A 17226-nucleotide genomic window follows, 5' to 3' on the forward strand; every position below is an offset into this window, starting at 1 on the left:
TATGATATAAATAAGGATCAGAAATTTCTCTACGCAAGAGAGCTTTTAAATTTCAAAGAAAAAAGAGGCATAGATGTCTTAGAGCTTATGCAAAAGATAGATAAGAAGCAAATTTTAAATAAGATGGCTTGATGGATAAAGCAGAACAAGGATCATTCTCTACCTTGTCATAGGACAACTTATTAGCGGCTTGTATAGATATAAAGATGAATTTAAACCTTTTTATCGACAACCTTTTTGCCATTTTCTTCAAGTTTTTGCATAATACGAAGCACATCGATACCTCGTTCTCTCTCAAGTTCTTGAAGCTTGAGCAAAAATGAAAATTTCTCATCCTTAGCAATGTCATAAGTTTCAGTGTTTTTGCTATGTCCCTGAATAGGCTTAAAATTTTCTTCTTTTATATCATTTGAGCTTGGCTCATTGTTTTTATTATTTAAAATTCTTTGAGCTTCTTCATTCATAGCATCTACTTGTGCGAAAAAGTCTTCATTGCTCTTTTCTAGCTTCTCTGCCATCCTTGCTCTATCTTGTAGCCAGCGTTCTTTAAATTCACTGATGCTAAGATCGGCTGAGTTTAACAGCTCATCACTAATATCATCAGATATTATTGGCATAAAATCGCCTGTCTTGCTCTCTTGTATAAAACGCAACAAAGAATTTGCTTCGTCCTTGCTTATCGAGCTATCAAGACCTGTTGCTTTACCCCAAATGGTTATCCTGCCATCAGCTGCAATACCACTCATGTAGTTTCCAAAAATGCGCTGAAGAGGGCTATTTGTTACAGCGTTATTGCTATCATCATTTATTTTATTTTTATCAGGTTGTTGCTCTGCTTTTGTTTGTATGTTTTTCTCTTCCGCTCCAGCTGGCTCATACCTCATATTTTGATATGTAAATCCATTTACACTGCTTATCATATTTAAAAGCCTTTTGTTTGAGTGAAATTTTCTTAGTTGGTAAATCGACCTTTTAGCGATTTAGTTTATATATAGCCTATCTTTACACAAAATGCTCCCTTGTTGATAAAAATTTTCGGCACAACTTTTGCTTACTCTTTGAAGTAAATTTCAAGGAGTAAGCTATGAAAGTCTCTTATAACTCCATCTTAACAAAACAGCACTACCAAAAACATACAAAAAGCGAAGGCTTTGCAAATTTCTTACCTAACACTCCAAATATAAATTCGATCAACCAAGTCACTACTCCTAAAAATGACTTTGTTTCATCTAGTAGTATCGACTCTCTTTATCAGGCCAAATTTACTTCACAAGAGGGCTATGGATATAGTGTAGATGCTAAAGGATTTATGGGAGCTGATTTTAACAAGGCTGCAGGCCTGCCACAGGACTTTAAAATCCACAGAAGCACACTTGATGCGATAGTGCTACACAATCAAAAGCACCCAAACTTTACAAATATTTTAATGGATACAAGAAAGGATAATGCTCTGTTTGGAGAGGATAGCTTTGCAAATATTGATCTAGCAGACACTATAAAGCAATACTATAAAATTTTTGATCAAATTTCAGCTGGAGTTATTAGTAAGGGTAAAGAATTTTACTCAAATGAAGATCTAGCAAAGATGCCAAAGGGTTACTTTTCAAAAGATAAAAAAATAGAGCATGTTGAATACCTAATGGGTAGGATGACTAGCGATGAGCTAGATGGACTAACCGATAGAAGCAATGAAAAGATAACTCATATCTTTAGAACAACTCAAGACGTAGAAAATGCACGCAAGCTAATAAATGATCTAAGTGATATAAATGTAGAAGTCAATGGAAATTTCCTTGACTTCTCTCCAGAAGTGATGACGACTGAGCATACTATCCCTTATATGTGGGTTAGTAGTGCTGGATATGACTTCAAGCCTGATATGTCTGTATATGACAATGAACAAGGCTATACAAAGGAGCAAATCTTTGTAGCATTTTTAAAAAACGAGCAAGGTCTTGTGCTACAAGGTGGCACAACAAGGATAACCGACGAGGCTCTTAGTGTGTATAAAAACTATGAAATAATTACAAAACAAGATAGAAGTGAGATAGGCATACCAAAGGCTTATTATGATGAGATACTATCTGGCAAGAAAGATCTAAAAGATATACTAGCTAGGATTTTAAAGCTTAGAAATTTAGAGCTTAAAAAAGATCAAACGCTTGAGGGGCTAGCAAATAAAATAATGGATATTTTAAAAGAATTTGATGAGAGGACGAAGGTAAAAGCCTAAAGTCCGTCAAGTAAAATTTTATAAAGGCGGTTTATCTCATCGTCATTTAGCTCGATCGTGCTTTTTGTGTCAAACAAATTTTTGATCTTGCCAGCGTCAAATTCGCTTCTATCAAGGCAGTGCTTGTGAGAGGGCAAAAAGCCACGAGTTAAGCATAGCTCACTCTCTATCTCCTCGTCGCAGATAAAGCACTCAAGCTCGCTGTGAAGCCTGCCTTCATACTCTAAAATTTTGACGTAGCTTTCTATGATGAGGCGTTTTGGATTTTGCAGCTGCATCTGTTTGGCACAGCGATCAAGCTCGTTAAAATAAATTTCATCAAGCTGCTCGACCTCTTTTAGATGATCATAAAGTAGGCGCATGAACTGCTGCCAAATGATGAGCTTGTCACGCTCTAGCAGCCACTTAAAGCCAAGATGAAGTATGCTTCTAAGCTTTGGTAGAAATTTCGCCTCTTGCTCGAGCTCAAAGTCGATCTTGTAGCCAGTCATGATGTTTGAGTGGCGAGCGCCAAAAAATCTATATGACTTTACGAGTAAATTTGGCGTTAGCACAAAGACTAAAAGGTCCTCGTCTCTGACCTTTTGCACGCGCAGGATGTAGCCTTGCATCTAGGCAAAAAACTCCCTTATGTGCTCTCTCATCGCTGTCACGTCTTTGATGAAATTTACATCGTTTCTAAATGTTGTTGCGCCGTCTATGCCCTTGCTGTATTGGTGGAGATGCTTTCTAAATATGCAAAGTCCGTGCTCGCCGTAGTGCTCGATCATAGCGTCAAAGTGAGCTAGTATGATCTCTTGTTTTAGCGCCTTATCCACGCTAGTTTTGGTCTTTATCTCGTGAAATATCCAAGGGTTGCCGATGCTTGCTCTGCCGATCATTAGGGCGTCGCATTTTGTGAAATTTAAAATTTCATCTGCATTTTGTGCGTTTATATCGCCATTTGCGACGACTGGGATTTTTACGCTCGCTTTTACTCTAGCGATCGCTTCGTAATCAACCTTTGCGCTGTATCCGCCAGCTCTGGTGCGCCCATGCACTGCGATGTAGTCTGCGCCGGCTTCTTCGCAGGCCTTTGCTATGCACTCTTCGTTTTTGTCGCTAAAGCCAAGTCTAAATTTAACGCTTAGACTCTTCTTGTTTGAGACGCTTTTTATGGCTGAGATTATGCTTTGAAGTTTGTCAAGGTCGTTTAGCAAAGCCGATCCCGCACCTTGTCTAACGACCTTTGGCACAGGGCAGCCGCAGTTTAGATCGAGCCCATAAATTTCATCAAATTTATTGATTATCTGCACAGCTTTTTTTATATTTTCTATCTCACTGCCAGCTATCTGGACGACGTAGGGCTCTTCGTTTGGGGATTTTTTAAGCATTTCAAGGGTTTTGTCGCTGCTCTCATAGACCAGGGCATTTGCGCTGATCATCTCGCTAACAGTGACATCGCAGCCAAATTTCTTGACGACGCTCCTTAGTGGCAGGTCAGAAAAGCCAGCAAGTGGCGCTAAGAAAAGTGGCTTTTTGCTAAAGTCTATCATTTAAAAAATAGCGAGCTAGGCACCATTTTGCCGTTATCTCGTAAAAATAGTAAAACCTTTATCTCTTTAAACTCATCAGGGTCGCTACCCTCGATGGCTTCTCTTACTTTATCAAGCATTTGAAGCTCAAATAGCGCATATACGTAAGCCTCGTCAGCGTCAGCATGGATGCTTTTTAGCTTTTCAAAAATGCCGATAAACGCATCTGGTTTTAGTTTATTTCTAAGCATAATGGCAGCTTTGTCGTATTGTGCTTTTGTCACTTTTGCGTTGTTTAAAAGATTGAAAATTTCATCGCTACTTAGGTCGATCTCATCATTTACGAAACGCGTGATAATGGTCATTATATCTTCGCTTGCTAGCTCTGGATCAATTTTTTTAATCTCACTAAATGAAGCTGTTTTTATGAGCTTATCGAAGGCTGCCTTTTTAAGGCTCTCGTTTTGCTCTTGGTTTTTAAGCACGTCAAGATAGTAAGTAGGCAGCTGCTCGATCTTGTTTAGCTCGTTTAGGATGTTTAGCTTGCTATCTTTTGCTAGCCTAAATTTCTTTAGATCGACGATCTCTTTGTTTTTTATGCTTTTTATGGTTTGTAAGATGTTGTTTATCTCGCCGTCATCAACGCCAACGTCTTTAAGCTCGCCTACTGGTGATATAGAGCGAGTGAGCTGTGAGGCGATCTTGTAAGTGTCGGTTTTAAAGTCTTTGTTGCTCTCAAAGCCAAGAAGCGTCTCTTTTGCAAGGTCTTTGTAGAGCTGGCTATCTTTTTTTATCCATTTTTTATATCTATAAAAGGCGTATCCGTGATATGCGATGTGAAGTAGGGCAAGGAGCGCCAAAAGAGCTACTGGAAGTGCCACCCAGACAGCTACTGGCAATGTGATGGCTTGACCTAAGAGCTCAAAGGTGAAGTCTGAACTATTAAGAGAATAGGTAAGTCCTGCAACAACTGCTATGTAGATGATGCAGTAGACGAGAAATTTTCTGGTTTTCATATTTTCTCCTTAGTTTTTTGCTGTTTTTTCTATTATCTCACGACAAGCTATGCAGTATTTTGCATGCGGTTTTACTTTTAGGCGAGGGATGCCGATCTCCTCTTCGCACATGTCACAAATTCCATAAGTCTTGTTTGCTATCTTTTCAAGCGCTTCGTCGATCTCGTGAAGCTCGGCTCTTTGCTGGGTTGAGATAGACTGCTCTATAAGCTGATCGGTATTTACTGAAGCGATGTCAAATTCATCGCTTACGCCACTATCTCTTAAACCGCTTACTTCAACTGATGAGTCATAAATATTTTTTTTGATTTGTAATTTTCGCTCTTCAAGTAGTTTTTTGAAAAAATTTAGCTCGTTTTGAGTCATTTTATATTCCTTTATTTGTGATATGGGTGGTTTGCATTTATGCAAAGCCCTCTAAAAATTTGCTCAAAAAGTACGAGCTTGGCGACTTTATGTGCCATAGTCATCTTGCTTAAGCTTACGACTTTTTGTGCCTTGTTTTTTAAATTTTGGCTAAGCCCATAAGCTCCACCTATGAAAAAATTGATCTGTGAATTTGAGTTTAAAATTTGAGAAAATTCTTGGCTGTCAAGCTGTGAGCCATTTTCATCAAGCATCACGCAAAAGCCTTTTAAATTTGGCTCGTAAATTTCATCATAAGCTCTTAGCGCATCGCTTCTGCCGCTGCTTTGAGCCTTTGCTATCTTTTCATTAAATATTATTTTGTCGTTTATCTTGGCAAATTTTGCACTCATTTTTATATATTCTTGTATCTCGTTTTCAAAGTTGTCACGTGATGATTTTTGAATGCTAAAAACCGAAATTTCCAAACTTACCCTTTGGTTTTTAGCTTTAGCTCAAAGCCAGCTTCACTTGGAGTTGTCACTTCGCTTTTAGAGATCATAGTTTTGTTATTTGTAAGAAATTTAACCACATCGCTTATATATTTTTTGTGCTCGCTTCTTGGCACGATGTCATCTATGAGGCCATGCTCAAGCAAAAATTCAGCCCTTTGAAAGCCCTCTGGGAGATCAGCGCCTATGGTTTGTTTGATGACCCTTTGTCCTGCAAAGCCTATTAGCGCGCCAGGTTCAGCGATTATTAGATCTCCAAGCCATGCAAATGATGCACTAACGCCACCCATCGTAGGATCTGTAAGGATAGAAATATATGGAAGCTTTGCCTCATCAAGAAGTTTTAGGGCTGCTGAAGTCTTTGACATCTGCATCAAAGAAAATGTGCTCTCTTGCATTCTAGCACCACCAGATGCGCTTACGATGATTAAGGCTTGGCGTTTTTCGATCGCGCGTTTTATCGCTCTTACGATCTTTTCGCCCTCGACTGAAGCTAGTGAGCCGCCCATGAAGCCAAAGTCAAAAACAACTAGCTGGATCTCTTGTCCGTTGCATTTGCCTTCGCCACATATCACTGAGCTTGTGCGTCCTGTTTTTTCTTTATTTTCTGTGATTCTTTTTTTATATGATTTTTTATCGACAAAATTTAAAGGATCTACTGGTTTTAAATTTGCGTCAAATTCTACAAAGCTACCTTCATCGCAGATCAAATTTATGCGATCATCAGCTTTTAATCTCATGTGGTAGCCGCATTTTGGGCATACATTAAAACAAGCTTCAACTTCTTTGTAATACATCAGTGAGTGGCAGTTGTCGCATTTTACCCAGTGTGTAGGTGCTTCTTCTGGACGAGGTTGAGCTTTTCTTATCTTTGAAAAAATGTCTGAGAAATTCATCTTTTTACCCACTTATATTAAAAATTGTGGGATTATATCTAATGTTAGCCTTGCTTTTTCTTATATGACTTAAAGTTTGTTTGTTTGCGGGGGATTTAAGGGGCAAACTAGCCCCTTAAAAGTATCTTATTAGAAGCGTCTTCCGATAGTAAATTCAAATGTATTTGTATCATCGCCCTCTTTAGGTTTAAGAGCTTTTGCGAAGATTAGTTGAAGTGGTCCGATAGGTGTTATCCACTCGATACCTGTACCAACTGATGATCTTTTTATTTCATTTAGGCTATTTTCGCCGATCATACCATAGTCATAAAATACAACACCACGCATTTTGACACGCTCTATTATAGGGAAGCTCATCTCAACTGAGTTGTTAAATGATGTTTCGCCGCCGTATTCATAGTAGTCGCCATTATATTTTACTTTTGGAGATACGGTTCTGCTCTCGTAACCACGTAAGCTTCTTATACCACCAAGGTAAAGCCTTTCGTTGATCGGAGTATAGCCTCTTTCCCAAATTTTGCCAAAGCTTGCTTTATATCTTAGGATAAGATCGTAGTCGATGTACTCTCTAAGGCCTAGATAGTAGTTGAAATTTGTGCGGTTTTTAACAAAATCCATATCACCACCAAGTCCTGCTATCTCAAATGATGTACTGGCTATGATACCGCGTCTTGGCAAGTAGTAATCATCAGTGCTGTTATATGTTAAAGCTGGAGTTATAGCGCTTTTTATAGCCTTGCCTTCTCTATAAATTTCTTTACCTGTGTATCTATTAATATCTCTTAGTTCATCATCTTTTAGAGTAACTTTACTTTGTTCGATATTATAAGTAAGTGATGCACTTAAATTTCTGGTTAATTTTCTACCAAGTGTTGTGCTAAAACCGTAGCTTCTCTCTTTATATGTTCTCCAGTCATAGTCGTTTGCATAGAGTGTTCCACCAAGGCTATACTCTGAGTCAAAAATTCTTGGATTTGTAAGACTTATCTGACCTGAAAGCTCTCTATCACTCTTATCTACGCTTACTTGTCCTTGAAGGCCAGAGCCAAAGATGTTTGTATCAGAAAGAGCAGCGTTTAGTAGCAAGCCATCGCTACTTCCGTATCCGATACCGCCGCTTATTGAGCCAGTTGAAGCCTCTTTTACTTTTACTTTTAGATCGACTGTGTTTTTATCAACTGGATCTTCTTCTATCTCGACATCGTCAAAGTAGCTTGTTCTTTTTAGAGCATCTTTTGAGTCTTGAAGGTCGGTTCTACTATATAAATTTCCCTCAGTTAGATATAGCTCACGTCTTACGACGCGATCAACTGTTCTGTCGTTTCCTGAAATTTGAACATTTCTTATATATACTTTTTCGCCAGGATCTACTTCGTAGTCGATATCAACTGTTTTATTTTCATCAAATTTATCAGTCTTTGGATAGACTTTAACAAATGCATAGCCCTTGTCAGCGACCATATCGTCAAGCTTTTTCATATCTTGGCGAAGTCTTGCCGAGTTCATCGTATCGCCAGCCTCAAGTCTAAAGTCATCTATGATCTTTTTAGTATCAAGTCCTAGCTCTTCAGGTGCTGTGATGCTTACATTTGAAACCTTATAAGGCTCGCCCTCGTGGATGTAGTAGGTAAGATCAGCTGTGTAGTTATCAAATGACGCATTTAGGTAAGGTGACGAAACTGTCGCGTCTAGATAACCTTTTTGAAAATATTTATCTTGAATCCTTGCTGGGTCGTTTTCAAGCTCGAAAAGTTTAACTTTACCGTCGTTTCTGCCCCAAAGCCAGCCCATAAATTCTCTACTTTTGTTTGCAACTACTGGCTCGATATCATCATAGTCAAATTCTTTTGCCCCGACTAAATTTACCTTTTTGATTATCATATTTTCGCCGCGGTTGATGTTTAGAGTGATGAAAAGCGAGCTGTCGTTGTCTGCAACTGGCTGTTTTTCTACATCAACAACTGTGTCAAAATAGCCTTTTGACTCGTAGTACTGGCGAATTCTCTCTTTTGTTTTTTCGATAGTTAGCTCATCATACATATTGCCAGGTTTGATGTTGATTAGCGATTCGATCGCAGTTTTGTCATTTGTCACAACACCCTTTAGATCGACTCTAGCCACACTTGGCTTCTCTTTTACTTTTACTAAAAGATTGCCACTACCTGTATCCTCTATGTAGATATCATCAAAATAATTTTGCTTGTATAAATTTGTGATAGCCTTGTCGCTAAGCTTTGGCGTTAGCTCTTGACCGACTTTTAGCCCCATTATCTGAGTGGCTACATCAGGTGAAAGGTGGATTAGACCTTTGAAATTTATTGACTGAATCGTTTGTGCATTTAGACCGCTTAAAGCTAGTGCTAGTAAAAATAATTTCTTTTTCATTAAATTTAACCTAGAGTTTTAGTATAAGTGCGTATAATATCATATTTTATTTTTAAAAAATTTAAATTTTATAATTTTAAAGGTTTTTTATGAAAATAGGTATCATCGGACTTGGTCTTATGGGTGGCTCGCTTGGTCTTGCGTTAAAAGATGAAAAATTGATCTCATGTGTCAGCGGATATGATAAAGATGAAAATCACAGCAAAAAAGCGCTAGAACTTGGCTTGGTACATGAAATTTTAAGCATCGATGAGATGAAAAAGAAGTGTGATATCATCTTTTTGGCCGTGCCAGTCGAAGCCATCGTGAGCATCGTGCAAAATTTAACCGACATTAGCGAAGATACGACGATCATTGATTTTGGTTCGACAAAGCAAAAGATAATAGAAGCCGTGCCAGAAAAAATTCGCAAAAATTTCATCCCAGCTCACCCGATGGCAGGTACCGAGTACTCTGGTCCAGAAGCTGCATTTAAGTCGCTTTATACAGGGGCTACTGTCATAGTTTGTGACTTTGCTGAGAGCGCAGAAAAACATGTAAAAAGGAGTGTTGAACTATTTTCTTGCCTTGGTATGAAGATCATTTTCATGAGTGCAAAAGAGCATGATCATCACGTGGGTCTCATCTCGCATCTGCCTCACGCTATTGCATTTTCGCTTGCTAGCGGGATCTTAAAAGAAGAGGATAAAAGGCATATCGTTGCACTTGGCGGACCGACATTTAAGGGCATGATACGCGTTGCAAAGAGTTCGCCATTTATGTGGAGCGATATCTTTAAGCAAAATAAAAACAACGTCGTTGCCGCGATAAATATGTTTGAAAAAGAGCTAAATTTGTGCAAAGATCTCATAAAAGATGAGCGCTGGGATGAGCTTTTTGATTGGATGAGCGAAGCTAGAGCTGTAAGAGAAATTTTGTAATTAACTAAAAATTTATTGATTAAATGTAAAATTTCGCAAATAAAATTTAAGGTAATAATATATGTATAGACGTGGAATAGGCGGTTTTGGTATTGTTGTAGTTTTACTTGTTTTGATATTAGCTGGTGGCTTTGGCTATGCTTTGATGTCGAAAGACTTTGAACGAAACGAGCCAATTATCGGCGTTGCTGATAAGGTTTATTGGAACCTTCGCTCGCCTATGAATATCAAATTTAAAGATGATAGTGGTATAAAATTTGTGCGCATTAGCATAAATGACGGCAAAAATGACCTAAATTTACTAAATCAAATCATACAAAATCCAAGCACTGAGCTTGATGTAAATTTAACCTTCCCAAAGACTGGCTTTTTTGCTCAAAAAGATACTTATGAGATGAGCATAGAAGCGGTCGATACTAGCAAATGGGGCTTTTTTACAGGCAATAAAGCAAGCAAAAAAGTTGAAGTCGTGCTTGATACCTCTAAGCCTGATCTTTACGTGCTTTCTCAGTCTTATTCTATCTCAAAAGGCGGTAGCGCAGTTGTCGTCTTTAGAGCGACTGATAATCAGCTAAAAGAGGTCTATGTCCAGACAAATTTTGGTAAGAAATTTAAGGCCGTGCCATTTTATAAAGAGGGCTTTTACGCAGCACTTGTTGCTTGGCCAGTGCAGGTTGAAAACTTTAGCGCTGAGGTCATCGCAAGAGACTTTGCAGGTAACGAGAGCAAGTCTCACGTGAGATATTTTTATGAAAATGTAAAATACAAAACTTCAACTATTGCTTTAAATGATAGATTTTTAGATGGAAAGATCGTTGATCTAACAGATCAATACGCCAAAGATCCAAACGCTCTTTCAAGGCTTGAGAAGATGAAATTTGTCAATGAAACACTAAGAAATTCAAACGAAGAGAAGATAACAGCACTTACTTCAAACGTCGATACTGACATCACAAATGGCTTTAATATCATCCCATTTTACCCGCTTAGAAATGGCAAGAAAGTAGCTGATTTTGCCGACCACCGCTTCTATACATATAATAACGAGCAAGTAAGTGAGTCATGGCACATGGGTATAGATTTTGCAAGCGTGGCATCAGCTCCGATAATAGCTAGCAATGCAGGTCGAGTTGTGCTAGCATCTGAGAATGGAATTTATGGTTTAAACATTGTGATCGATCATGGATTTGGACTTTATTCGCTCTATGGACACTGCTCAAGTGCGAAGGTAAAAGAGGGCGATATGGTCGCTGCTGGCGATCAAATAGGCACAACTGGAACGAGCGGCCTTGCACTTGGAGATCACCTTCACTTTGGAATTTTGGTCCAAGGCGAAGAGGTAAGACCTCAGCAATGGATGGATAAAAAGTGGATAAAAGACAATGTGACAAGTGTCTTAGATGCCGCAAAGGCGATGATAGATAAGAATTAAATTTGCAAATTTGATTTTTTAGTGCTATCATAAGCGAACAAAAAAATATAAGGAAAATTTTTGAAACAAACTACTATCGCAAGACGCGTTGAGACCGTTGGTATAGGGCTTCATAAGGGTGAGCCGATAAGACTTATACTAGAACCTCTTGATGCAAATTCAGGTATTATTTTGCACCGCGAAGATCTTGGTATTAGTTTTAAAGCTGAGCCTAAAAACGTTATAAATACGCAAATGGCAACCGTCGTTGGCAACGAAAAGGGCTTTATTAGCACGATAGAGCACCTAATGGCAGCTGTAAATGGATACGGCATTGATAATATTAGAATTTCAGTTGATGCAAACGAAATTCCTGTCATGGACGGCAGTGCGATAAGCTTTTGTATGTTGCTTGATGAAGCTGGTATAAGACATCTTGATGCTGGTAAAAAAGTCATCCTTGTCCGCCGCGAGGTCGAGGTGGTTGAGGGGTCAAAATTTGTGCGAACTTCGCCTTCAAGAAATCCAAAATTTGACTATACGATCAAATTTGACCACCCAGTTATCGGCGAACAAAGATATGTTTTTGAATTTAGCAAGAGTTCATTTGTAAAAAATATAGCTCGTGCTAGAACTTTTGGCTTTTTAAAAGATTTGCAACGCCTACAAGCTCAAAATTTAGCCCTTGGTGCATCACTTGATAACGCTGTGGCTATCGATGATACACATATTTTAAATCCAGAGGGTTTGAGATTTGAAAATGAGTTTGTACGACATAAAATTTTAGATGCAGTTGGCGATTTGAGCTTACTTGGAGCACCTTTACTTGGGGATTACACAGCATTTGCGGGTAGCCACGATCTAAATCACAAACTAACACTTGCTTTAATGGCAGATGAGAAAAATTATGAGATCGCAACGCTTAGTGGCGAGCTTTTAAAAGAGTATCAAAAGGTATTTGCATAAAAAATATTGAAATTTTAGTAGTCTCTTTATCGACTCCACTTTTAGTTGGAGTCTATAAAGATGGCGTAAAATTTGATGAGATCGCAACTGATGAGCATGTCAGCGAAGCTCTGATAAAAATCCTAGAAAATTTATCCTCTAAATTTAACATCACAAAGATCATCTACGCAAACACGCCAGGTAGCTTTATGGGACTAAAGGTGGCCTACGTCATCTTAAAAACTTTTTCTTTGGCAAAGGGCTGCGAGTTTTACGCAGTTAGCGGATTTAGTCTAAATGGCGGCCAAGCAATCAGGGCAAATAAAAATTTAAGCTTTGTCTTAAAAGAGGGCGAAATTTTGCTTGAAAAAGTTGAGCCAGTAAGATTTGTGTTGCCTTTAAATTTAGATGAATTAAAACTAAATTCAGATACACTTCCAAATTATATCATCCAAGCTGTTTAGGAGAAAATTTGAATATCTTAATCCCTGCCACAAGTGCAAATTTAGGTCCTGGTTTTGATGCTTTGGGGCTTAGTTTAAAGCTTTTTAATAGCGTAAAGATCGAGCCATCTAAATTTAGCTCGGTCTCGATAAATGGCGAGGGAAGCGATAGCGTAAATTTAAAAAGAAACAACATTTTTCTAAGCATTTTTAATGAAATTTTTCTCGAGCTAACCGGAAAAAATGAAAATTTTAGAGTCATTTTTGAAAACAATATCCCATTTTCAAGAGGACTTGGTAGTAGCTCCGCAGTGATCATTGGAGCCATAGCTTCAGCCTACGAGATGGCTGGGTTTAAGGCTAGCAAAAGCGTCGTTTTAAATAAAGCGATCGTCTATGAAACCCACCCAGATAATATCTCGCCAGCAGTTCATGGAGGATTTATCAGTGCTATCGTAAAAAATGGCAGTGTCTATGCAAATAAAATAAATTTAAGCGATGATATAAAAGCGGTTGTTGTCATCCCAAATAAGCCGATGAGCACGGCATCATCAAGACAAATTTTGCCAAAAAACTACACCATGAAAGAGTGCGTAAATAACCTCTCTCACGCTGCATTTTTGACGTCTTGTTTTTATGAAAAAAGGTATGATCTTTTGAGGATAGCAAGTGAAGATATGATGCACGAAGAGCGCAGAATGAGCGCTTTAAAAGAGCTTTTTGAGGTGCGAAAGGTAGCTTATGAAAATGGAGCGCTAATGAGCACACTTTCAGGCTCAGGCTCAAGCTTTTTAAACATCGCATATAAAGATGACGCTAAAAATTTACAAGATGCTTTAAAGAGTAAATTTGGTGATTTTAGAGTGGAAATTTTTTCATTTGATAACGATGGATACGAAATCACGCAAAGCTAGAAACAAGTTTAAAAAGGTATAATGAATAAAAATAATCCAGTAAGGACATGTGTCGCTTGCAAAGTCAAATTTTCTCAAAACTTGCTAAAAAGATACCGCTTGGTAGGCAAGAATTTAGAGTGCGGCAAAGGAAATGGCCGCAGTTTCTATCTGTGTGATGGCTGTTTGCAAAAAGACGACAAAATTTTAAAAAAAATAATTGATAAACAAACTAAAGGTGCCCTCGGACTTGACGCACCGAAGTTAAAGGAGATACTCTTAAATGAGCAATGTTAGGATTTCAGAGATCGCAAATGAGCTTGGCTACCCAAGTAAAGAGATAGTCGAAAAAGCTCAAGAACTAGGCCTAAAGGTCAAAACTCACTCAAATGCTGTGAGCCTTGAAGAGGCTGAAGCAATATATGAATACGTTCAAACTGGCGTAATACCAGATAAATTTAAAAAGAAAAAGAGCGAGCCAAAAGCAAAAAAAGAGCCTAAAAAAGAGGCAGAAAAAGAGCCAGCAAAAAAAGAAGAAAAGCCTAAAACTGAACCTAAAAAGGCAGCTGCTAAGTCTGTGCCAAAACCCGAAAAGGCAAAGACTGAGCCTAAAAAAGAGGTGCAAATTTCAGAAGAAAAGCCTAAAACTGAGCCTAAAAAAGAAGAGCTTGTAAAGGTTGAGCAAAAGCCAGCTGAGGCGCCAAAACCAAAAGAGAGTTTGGCTGATGTGACTCAAAAAAGACGCGGCCTTGTGATAGTTAAAAAGAAAAAAGATTTCGAGGCGCCAGCTCCAGTGAAAGAGGAGAAAAAGGCTGAGGCGGCTGTTACTAACATTAGCGATTTTAAGAGTATGTTCTCTGCTAGCGATGAAAATTTGGCTAGAAAAAAGAAAAAAGAGAAAAAGATAACAGTTGTAAGCAAAAAAGATAGTGCCGAGAAGATGGACTTGCTTGGCGGAAGCGACTTTGGCGACATCGTGCTTGAAGATGAAGATGTGGTGGTGTTGCCTGATTTCAGCTTCAAAACACCAGCGCCAGCTCCTATGCAAAGGACAAAACAGCCAAATGCGATGAAAACAACCGTCAATAACACGATAAATTCATTTGGCGAAGGCGGCATACAAAGAAGAGCTAGAAAAAAACACAAAAAGCCTGAAAATAAACAAAACAGCGAAGCTGTAACTTCGATAAATATCCCAAAAGAAATTCGCGTTTACGAATTTGCTGAAAAGCTAAACAAACAGCCTAGCGAGGTCATAGGCAAGCTATTTATGCTTGGTATGATGACGACTAAAAACGACTTTTTGGACGAAGATGCGATAGAAATTTTGGCTGATGAGTTCAATGTCGAGGTAAATATCATCGACGATCAAAAAGAATTTGACTACGTAGCAGCCTACGAAGAGGAGATAAAAGACGATGAAAATCTCCAGCCAAGAGCACCAGTCATAACCATCATGGGTCACGTTGACCACGGCAAAACCTCGCTACTTGACTACATAAGAAAGTCTCGTGTAGCAGCAGGCGAGGCTGGTGGCATCACTCAGCACGTTGGTGCTTATATGGTAAATAAAAACGGCAAAAACATTACATTTATCGACACTCCAGGCCACGAGGCATTTACGGCTATGCGTGCAAGGGGCGCTGGCGTAACTGATATAGTTATCATCGTTGTTGCAGCAGATGACGGCGTAAAACCACAGACAAAAGAGGCGGTTAGCCACGCAAAAGCCGCTGGCGTGCCAATAATCATCGCAATAAATAAAATGGATAAAGAGTCAGCAAATCCTGATCTAGTAAAAACCGGTCTTGCTGAGCTTGACATCATGCCAACAGAGTGGGGTGGCAAGTATGAATTTGTGCCGATCTCTGCAAAAACAGGCATGGGCATAGATGATCTACTTGAGATCGTGCTTTTGCAGGCTGATCTTTTGGAGCTAAAGGCAAATCCAAAGGCAAACGCAAAGGCTACTGTCATCGAGAGCTCACTTCAAAAAGGCCGTGGTCCAGTAGCTACCATCATCGTTGAAAACGGCACGCTTCATGTCGGAGACACTGTCGTAGCTGGCGTTGCATACGGTAAGATAAGAAGCTTGCTTGATGATCAGGGTAGGCCATTAAAAGAGATAAAACCAGGCGAATGTGGCGTGATAGTAGGCCTTAGCGAGATAGCAGAGGCTGGCGAGACATTAATAGGCGTAAAAACTGATAAAGAGGCTCGCGAATACGCACAGAAAAAGGCTGAATATATCCGTCAAAAAGAGCTTAGCAAGAGCACGAAAGTTAGTATCGATGAGCTTAGCGCTAAGATCGCTGAGGGCGAGCTAAAGACACTTCCAGTCATCATCAAAGCTGACGTTGGCGGATCACTCGAGGCGCTAAAAGCGAGCCTAGAAAAACTAGCAAATGACGAGATCAGAGTAAATGTGATCCACTCAGGCGTTGGCGGTATCACGCAAAGCGACGTTGCGCTTGCAAGCGCAAGCAACGACTGTATCATCCTTGGCTTTAATATCAGACCAACTGGCGAGATCAAAGAGAAGGCAAAAGAGAGTGGCGTCGAGATAAAAACTTACAACGTTATTTATAACCTAATCGACGATGTGAAGGCGATTTTGGGCGGACTAATGTCGCCAATCATCAGAGAAGAGCAGCTTGGTCAAGCTCAGGTTCGCCAAGTGATCCATGTGCCAAAAGTAGGCGCAATCGCTGGATGTATCGTCACTGAGGGTACGATAAACAGAGGGGCAAAAATTCGCCTTATTAGAGAAGGTGTGGTCGTTTATGAGGGCTCGGTAAGCTCACTAAAACGCTTTAAAGATGACGTTAAAGAAGTTGCTAAAGGCTACGAGTGTGGCGTTGGTATCGAAAATTTCAACGACATCAGAGAAAATGACTACATCGAAAGCTTCAAAGAAGTCAAGGAGAAAGCTACTCTATGAACGCTAACGAAATAAAGCGTATGAGAACAGAGAGCGTGCTAAAAGAGCTCATACCAGAGGCTTTAGCCACTCTTGAAGATAGCATTTTAAAGGGGCTTTGCGTCACTGACGTCGAGTGCAAAAAGGGCAGATACGACGCCTTTGTCTATCTTGACAAGATGATGTTTGACGAGCGCGAGCAAGAGTATATTTTGGGGCATTTAAAGCGCGTCTGCAGACACTTGCAAAACCACTGCATGGCGGCTGAGGGCTGGTATAGATGTCCAAATTTTCACTTTAAATTTGACGATAGATTAGAGTATCAAAACCATATGGATAAGTTGTTTGATAAAATTTCAAAGGATTTAAACAAAAATGGATAATTTAGACAAACTAGTACGCGAATGCGGCGTAGAGCTTTACGACAGCGAGATCGCAAATGAAAATGGCAGGGCTATTTTTAGAGTTTATATCACAAAAAATGGCGGAGTGAGCCTTGATGACTGCGAAAAAGTGAGCCGTCTGCTCTCGCCTATCTTTGACGTGACACCGCCAGTTAGCGGGGATTATAACCTTGAGGTTAGCTCGCCTGGCCTTGAGAGAAAGCTTAGTAAGCCATCTCATTTTAAATCAAGCATCGGCGAGCTTGTAAAAGTTCAAACCGAGGCTGAGAAATTTGCAGGAAGGCTTGTAAAAGCAGACGAAGAGAGCATCGCAGTAGAAAATGAAGAGGGAATTTTTGAGATCAACATTAGTGAGATAAAAAAAGCAAAAACATATTTGGAGTGGTAAA

At 39.3% G+C, this 17226-nt stretch carries 18 protein-coding genes and 1 pseudogene; 11 read left to right on the forward strand and 8 right to left on the reverse strand.

The features are described 5' to 3' along the window. A pseudogene (locus tag CVS91_RS06300) lies at window positions 1-132 on the forward strand (cell surface protein); the annotation flags it as partial. 80 nt (window positions 133-212) lie between these two features. Here CVS91_RS06300 and CVS91_RS06305 read toward each other — a convergent pair. Further along, window positions 213-920 carry a hypothetical protein gene (locus CVS91_RS06305; RefSeq protein WP_107831077.1) on the reverse strand — a complete coding sequence of 236 codons (708 nt, stop codon included), beginning with the start codon at window positions 918-920 and terminating at the stop codon, window positions 213-215. A 164-nt stretch (window positions 921-1084) separates the two neighbouring features. Here CVS91_RS06305 and CVS91_RS06310 point away from each other — a divergent pair, with 164 nt between their 5' ends. Next, a complete protein-coding gene (locus CVS91_RS06310; RefSeq protein ID WP_107831079.1) occupies window positions 1085-2233 on the forward strand; it encodes a Cj0814 family flagellar-dependent secreted protein in 1149 nt (382 codons plus the stop codon). On the opposite strand, the gene recO is transcribed toward CVS91_RS06310, so the two are convergent. From recO to bamA, 7 genes are all read right to left on the reverse strand, one after another. Then, a complete protein-coding gene (recO, locus tag CVS91_RS06315) occupies window positions 2230-2844 on the reverse strand; it encodes a recombination protein RecO (RefSeq protein ID WP_103609165.1) in 615 nt (204 codons plus the stop codon). The two genes, CVS91_RS06310 and recO, sit on opposite strands and share 4 nt — an antisense overlap. After that, complete coding sequence (locus CVS91_RS06320) at window positions 2845-3768, reverse strand: tRNA dihydrouridine synthase (RefSeq protein WP_107831081.1); 924 nt, start codon at window positions 3766-3768, stop codon at window positions 2845-2847. After that, window positions 3765-4763 (reverse strand): uroporphyrinogen III synthase HEM4, encoded by a 999-nt coding sequence (locus tag CVS91_RS06325; RefSeq protein WP_107831083.1) that lies wholly within the window; start codon window positions 4761-4763, stop codon window positions 3765-3767. The genes CVS91_RS06320 and CVS91_RS06325 overlap by 4 nt, the downstream gene beginning before the upstream one ends. A gap of 9 nt (window positions 4764-4772) precedes the next feature. Beyond that, entirely contained in the window at window positions 4773-5129 is a 357-nt protein-coding gene (gene dksA / locus CVS91_RS06330; RefSeq protein WP_009294329.1) for an RNA polymerase-binding protein DksA, read from the reverse strand. An 11-nt stretch (window positions 5130-5140) separates the two neighbouring features. Then, a complete protein-coding gene (locus CVS91_RS06335) occupies window positions 5141-5596 on the reverse strand; it encodes a 23S rRNA (pseudouridine(1915)-N(3))-methyltransferase RlmH (protein ID WP_107831085.1) in 456 nt (151 codons plus the stop codon). A gap of 2 nt (window positions 5597-5598) precedes the next feature. Next, on the reverse strand, window positions 5599-6516 hold the full coding sequence (gene accD, locus CVS91_RS06340) for an acetyl-CoA carboxylase, carboxyltransferase subunit beta (protein ID WP_107831222.1): 918 nt from the start codon (window positions 6514-6516) through the stop codon (window positions 5599-5601). A gap of 129 nt (window positions 6517-6645) precedes the next feature. Further along, complete coding sequence (bamA, locus tag CVS91_RS06345) at window positions 6646-8901, reverse strand: outer membrane protein assembly factor BamA (RefSeq protein ID WP_103636470.1); 2256 nt, start codon at window positions 8899-8901, stop codon at window positions 6646-6648. An 89-nt stretch (window positions 8902-8990) separates the two neighbouring features. On the opposite strand from bamA, the gene CVS91_RS06350 reads away from it, so the two are divergent. The 9 genes from CVS91_RS06350 (at window position 8991) to rimP (ending at window position 17225) form a co-directional block, all read left to right on the forward strand. Further along, complete coding sequence (locus CVS91_RS06350) at window positions 8991-9821, forward strand: prephenate dehydrogenase (protein ID WP_009294324.1); 831 nt, start codon at window positions 8991-8993, stop codon at window positions 9819-9821. Window positions 9822-9882: 61 nt separating this feature from the next. Beyond that, window positions 9883-11253 (forward strand): M23 family metallopeptidase, encoded by a 1371-nt coding sequence (locus CVS91_RS06355; RefSeq protein ID WP_004317224.1) that lies wholly within the window; start codon window positions 9883-9885, stop codon window positions 11251-11253. Window positions 11254-11313: 60 nt separating this feature from the next. Next, window positions 11314-12198: a UDP-3-O-acyl-N-acetylglucosamine deacetylase gene (lpxC, locus tag CVS91_RS06360; RefSeq protein ID WP_004317248.1), complete on the forward strand. Its 885-nt coding sequence runs from the start codon at window positions 11314-11316 to the stop codon at window positions 12196-12198. Between the two features lie 80 nt (window positions 12199-12278). Further along, window positions 12279-12641: a glycoprotease gene (locus tag CVS91_RS06365; protein ID WP_107831087.1), complete on the forward strand. Its 363-nt coding sequence runs from the start codon at window positions 12279-12281 to the stop codon at window positions 12639-12641. Window positions 12642-12649: 8 nt separating this feature from the next. Next, a complete protein-coding gene (gene thrB, locus CVS91_RS06370) occupies window positions 12650-13534 on the forward strand; it encodes a homoserine kinase (RefSeq protein ID WP_103573430.1) in 885 nt (294 codons plus the stop codon). 21 nt (window positions 13535-13555) lie between these two features. Further along, window positions 13556-13810 carry a hypothetical protein gene (locus CVS91_RS06375; RefSeq protein ID WP_021085774.1) on the forward strand — a complete coding sequence of 85 codons (255 nt, stop codon included), beginning with the start codon at window positions 13556-13558 and terminating at the stop codon, window positions 13808-13810. Continuing rightward, a complete protein-coding gene (infB, locus tag CVS91_RS06380) occupies window positions 13797-16454 on the forward strand; it encodes a translation initiation factor IF-2 (RefSeq protein WP_107831089.1) in 2658 nt (885 codons plus the stop codon). The genes CVS91_RS06375 and infB overlap by 14 nt, the downstream gene beginning before the upstream one ends. Then, complete coding sequence (gene rbfA, locus CVS91_RS06385; protein WP_004317240.1) at window positions 16451-16816, forward strand: 30S ribosome-binding factor RbfA; 366 nt, start codon at window positions 16451-16453, stop codon at window positions 16814-16816. The genes infB and rbfA overlap by 4 nt, the downstream gene beginning before the upstream one ends. Beyond that, window positions 16809-17225 (forward strand): ribosome maturation factor RimP, encoded by a 417-nt coding sequence (gene rimP / locus CVS91_RS06390; protein ID WP_103578884.1) that lies wholly within the window; start codon window positions 16809-16811, stop codon window positions 17223-17225. Before rbfA ends, rimP begins: the two co-directional genes overlap by 8 nt. Window position 17226 lies beyond the last annotated feature (1 nt).

The organism is Campylobacter concisus (assembly GCF_003048985.1).
GTDB lineage: Bacteria > Campylobacterota > Campylobacteria > Campylobacterales > Campylobacteraceae > Campylobacter_A > Campylobacter_A concisus_AY.

Coding starts and splice junctions, on each gene's coding strand:
- CVS91_RS06305 (WP_107831077.1), bottom strand. CDS start 920: ATGATAAGCAGTGTAAATGGATTTACATATCAAAATATGAGGTATGAG.
- CVS91_RS06310 (WP_107831079.1), top strand. CDS start 1,085: ATGAAAGTCTCTTATAACTCCATCTTAACAAAACAGCACTACCAAAAA.
- recO (WP_103609165.1), bottom strand. CDS start 2,844: ATGCAAGGCTACATCCTGCGCGTGCAAAAGGTCAGAGACGAGGACCTT.
- CVS91_RS06320 (WP_107831081.1), bottom strand. CDS start 3,768: ATGATAGACTTTAGCAAAAAGCCACTTTTCTTAGCGCCACTTGCTGGC.
- CVS91_RS06325 (WP_107831083.1), bottom strand. CDS start 4,763: ATGAAAACCAGAAAATTTCTCGTCTACTGCATCATCTACATAGCAGTT.
- dksA (WP_009294329.1), bottom strand. CDS start 5,129: ATGACTCAAAACGAGCTAAATTTTTTCAAAAAACTACTTGAAGAGCGA.
- accD (WP_107831222.1), bottom strand. CDS start 6,516: ATGAATTTCTCAGACATTTTTTCAAAGATAAGAAAAGCTCAACCTCGT.
- bamA (WP_103636470.1), bottom strand. CDS start 8,901: ATGAAAAAGAAATTATTTTTACTAGCACTAGCTTTAAGCGGTCTAAAT.
- CVS91_RS06350 (WP_009294324.1), top strand. CDS start 8,991: ATGAAAATAGGTATCATCGGACTTGGTCTTATGGGTGGCTCGCTTGGT.
- CVS91_RS06355 (WP_004317224.1), top strand. CDS start 9,883: ATGTATAGACGTGGAATAGGCGGTTTTGGTATTGTTGTAGTTTTACTT.
- CVS91_RS06375 (WP_021085774.1), top strand. CDS start 13,556: ATGAATAAAAATAATCCAGTAAGGACATGTGTCGCTTGCAAAGTCAAA.
- infB (WP_107831089.1), top strand. CDS start 13,797: ATGAGCAATGTTAGGATTTCAGAGATCGCAAATGAGCTTGGCTACCCA.
- rbfA (WP_004317240.1), top strand. CDS start 16,451: ATGAACGCTAACGAAATAAAGCGTATGAGAACAGAGAGCGTGCTAAAA.
- rimP (WP_103578884.1), top strand. CDS start 16,809: ATGGATAATTTAGACAAACTAGTACGCGAATGCGGCGTAGAGCTTTAC.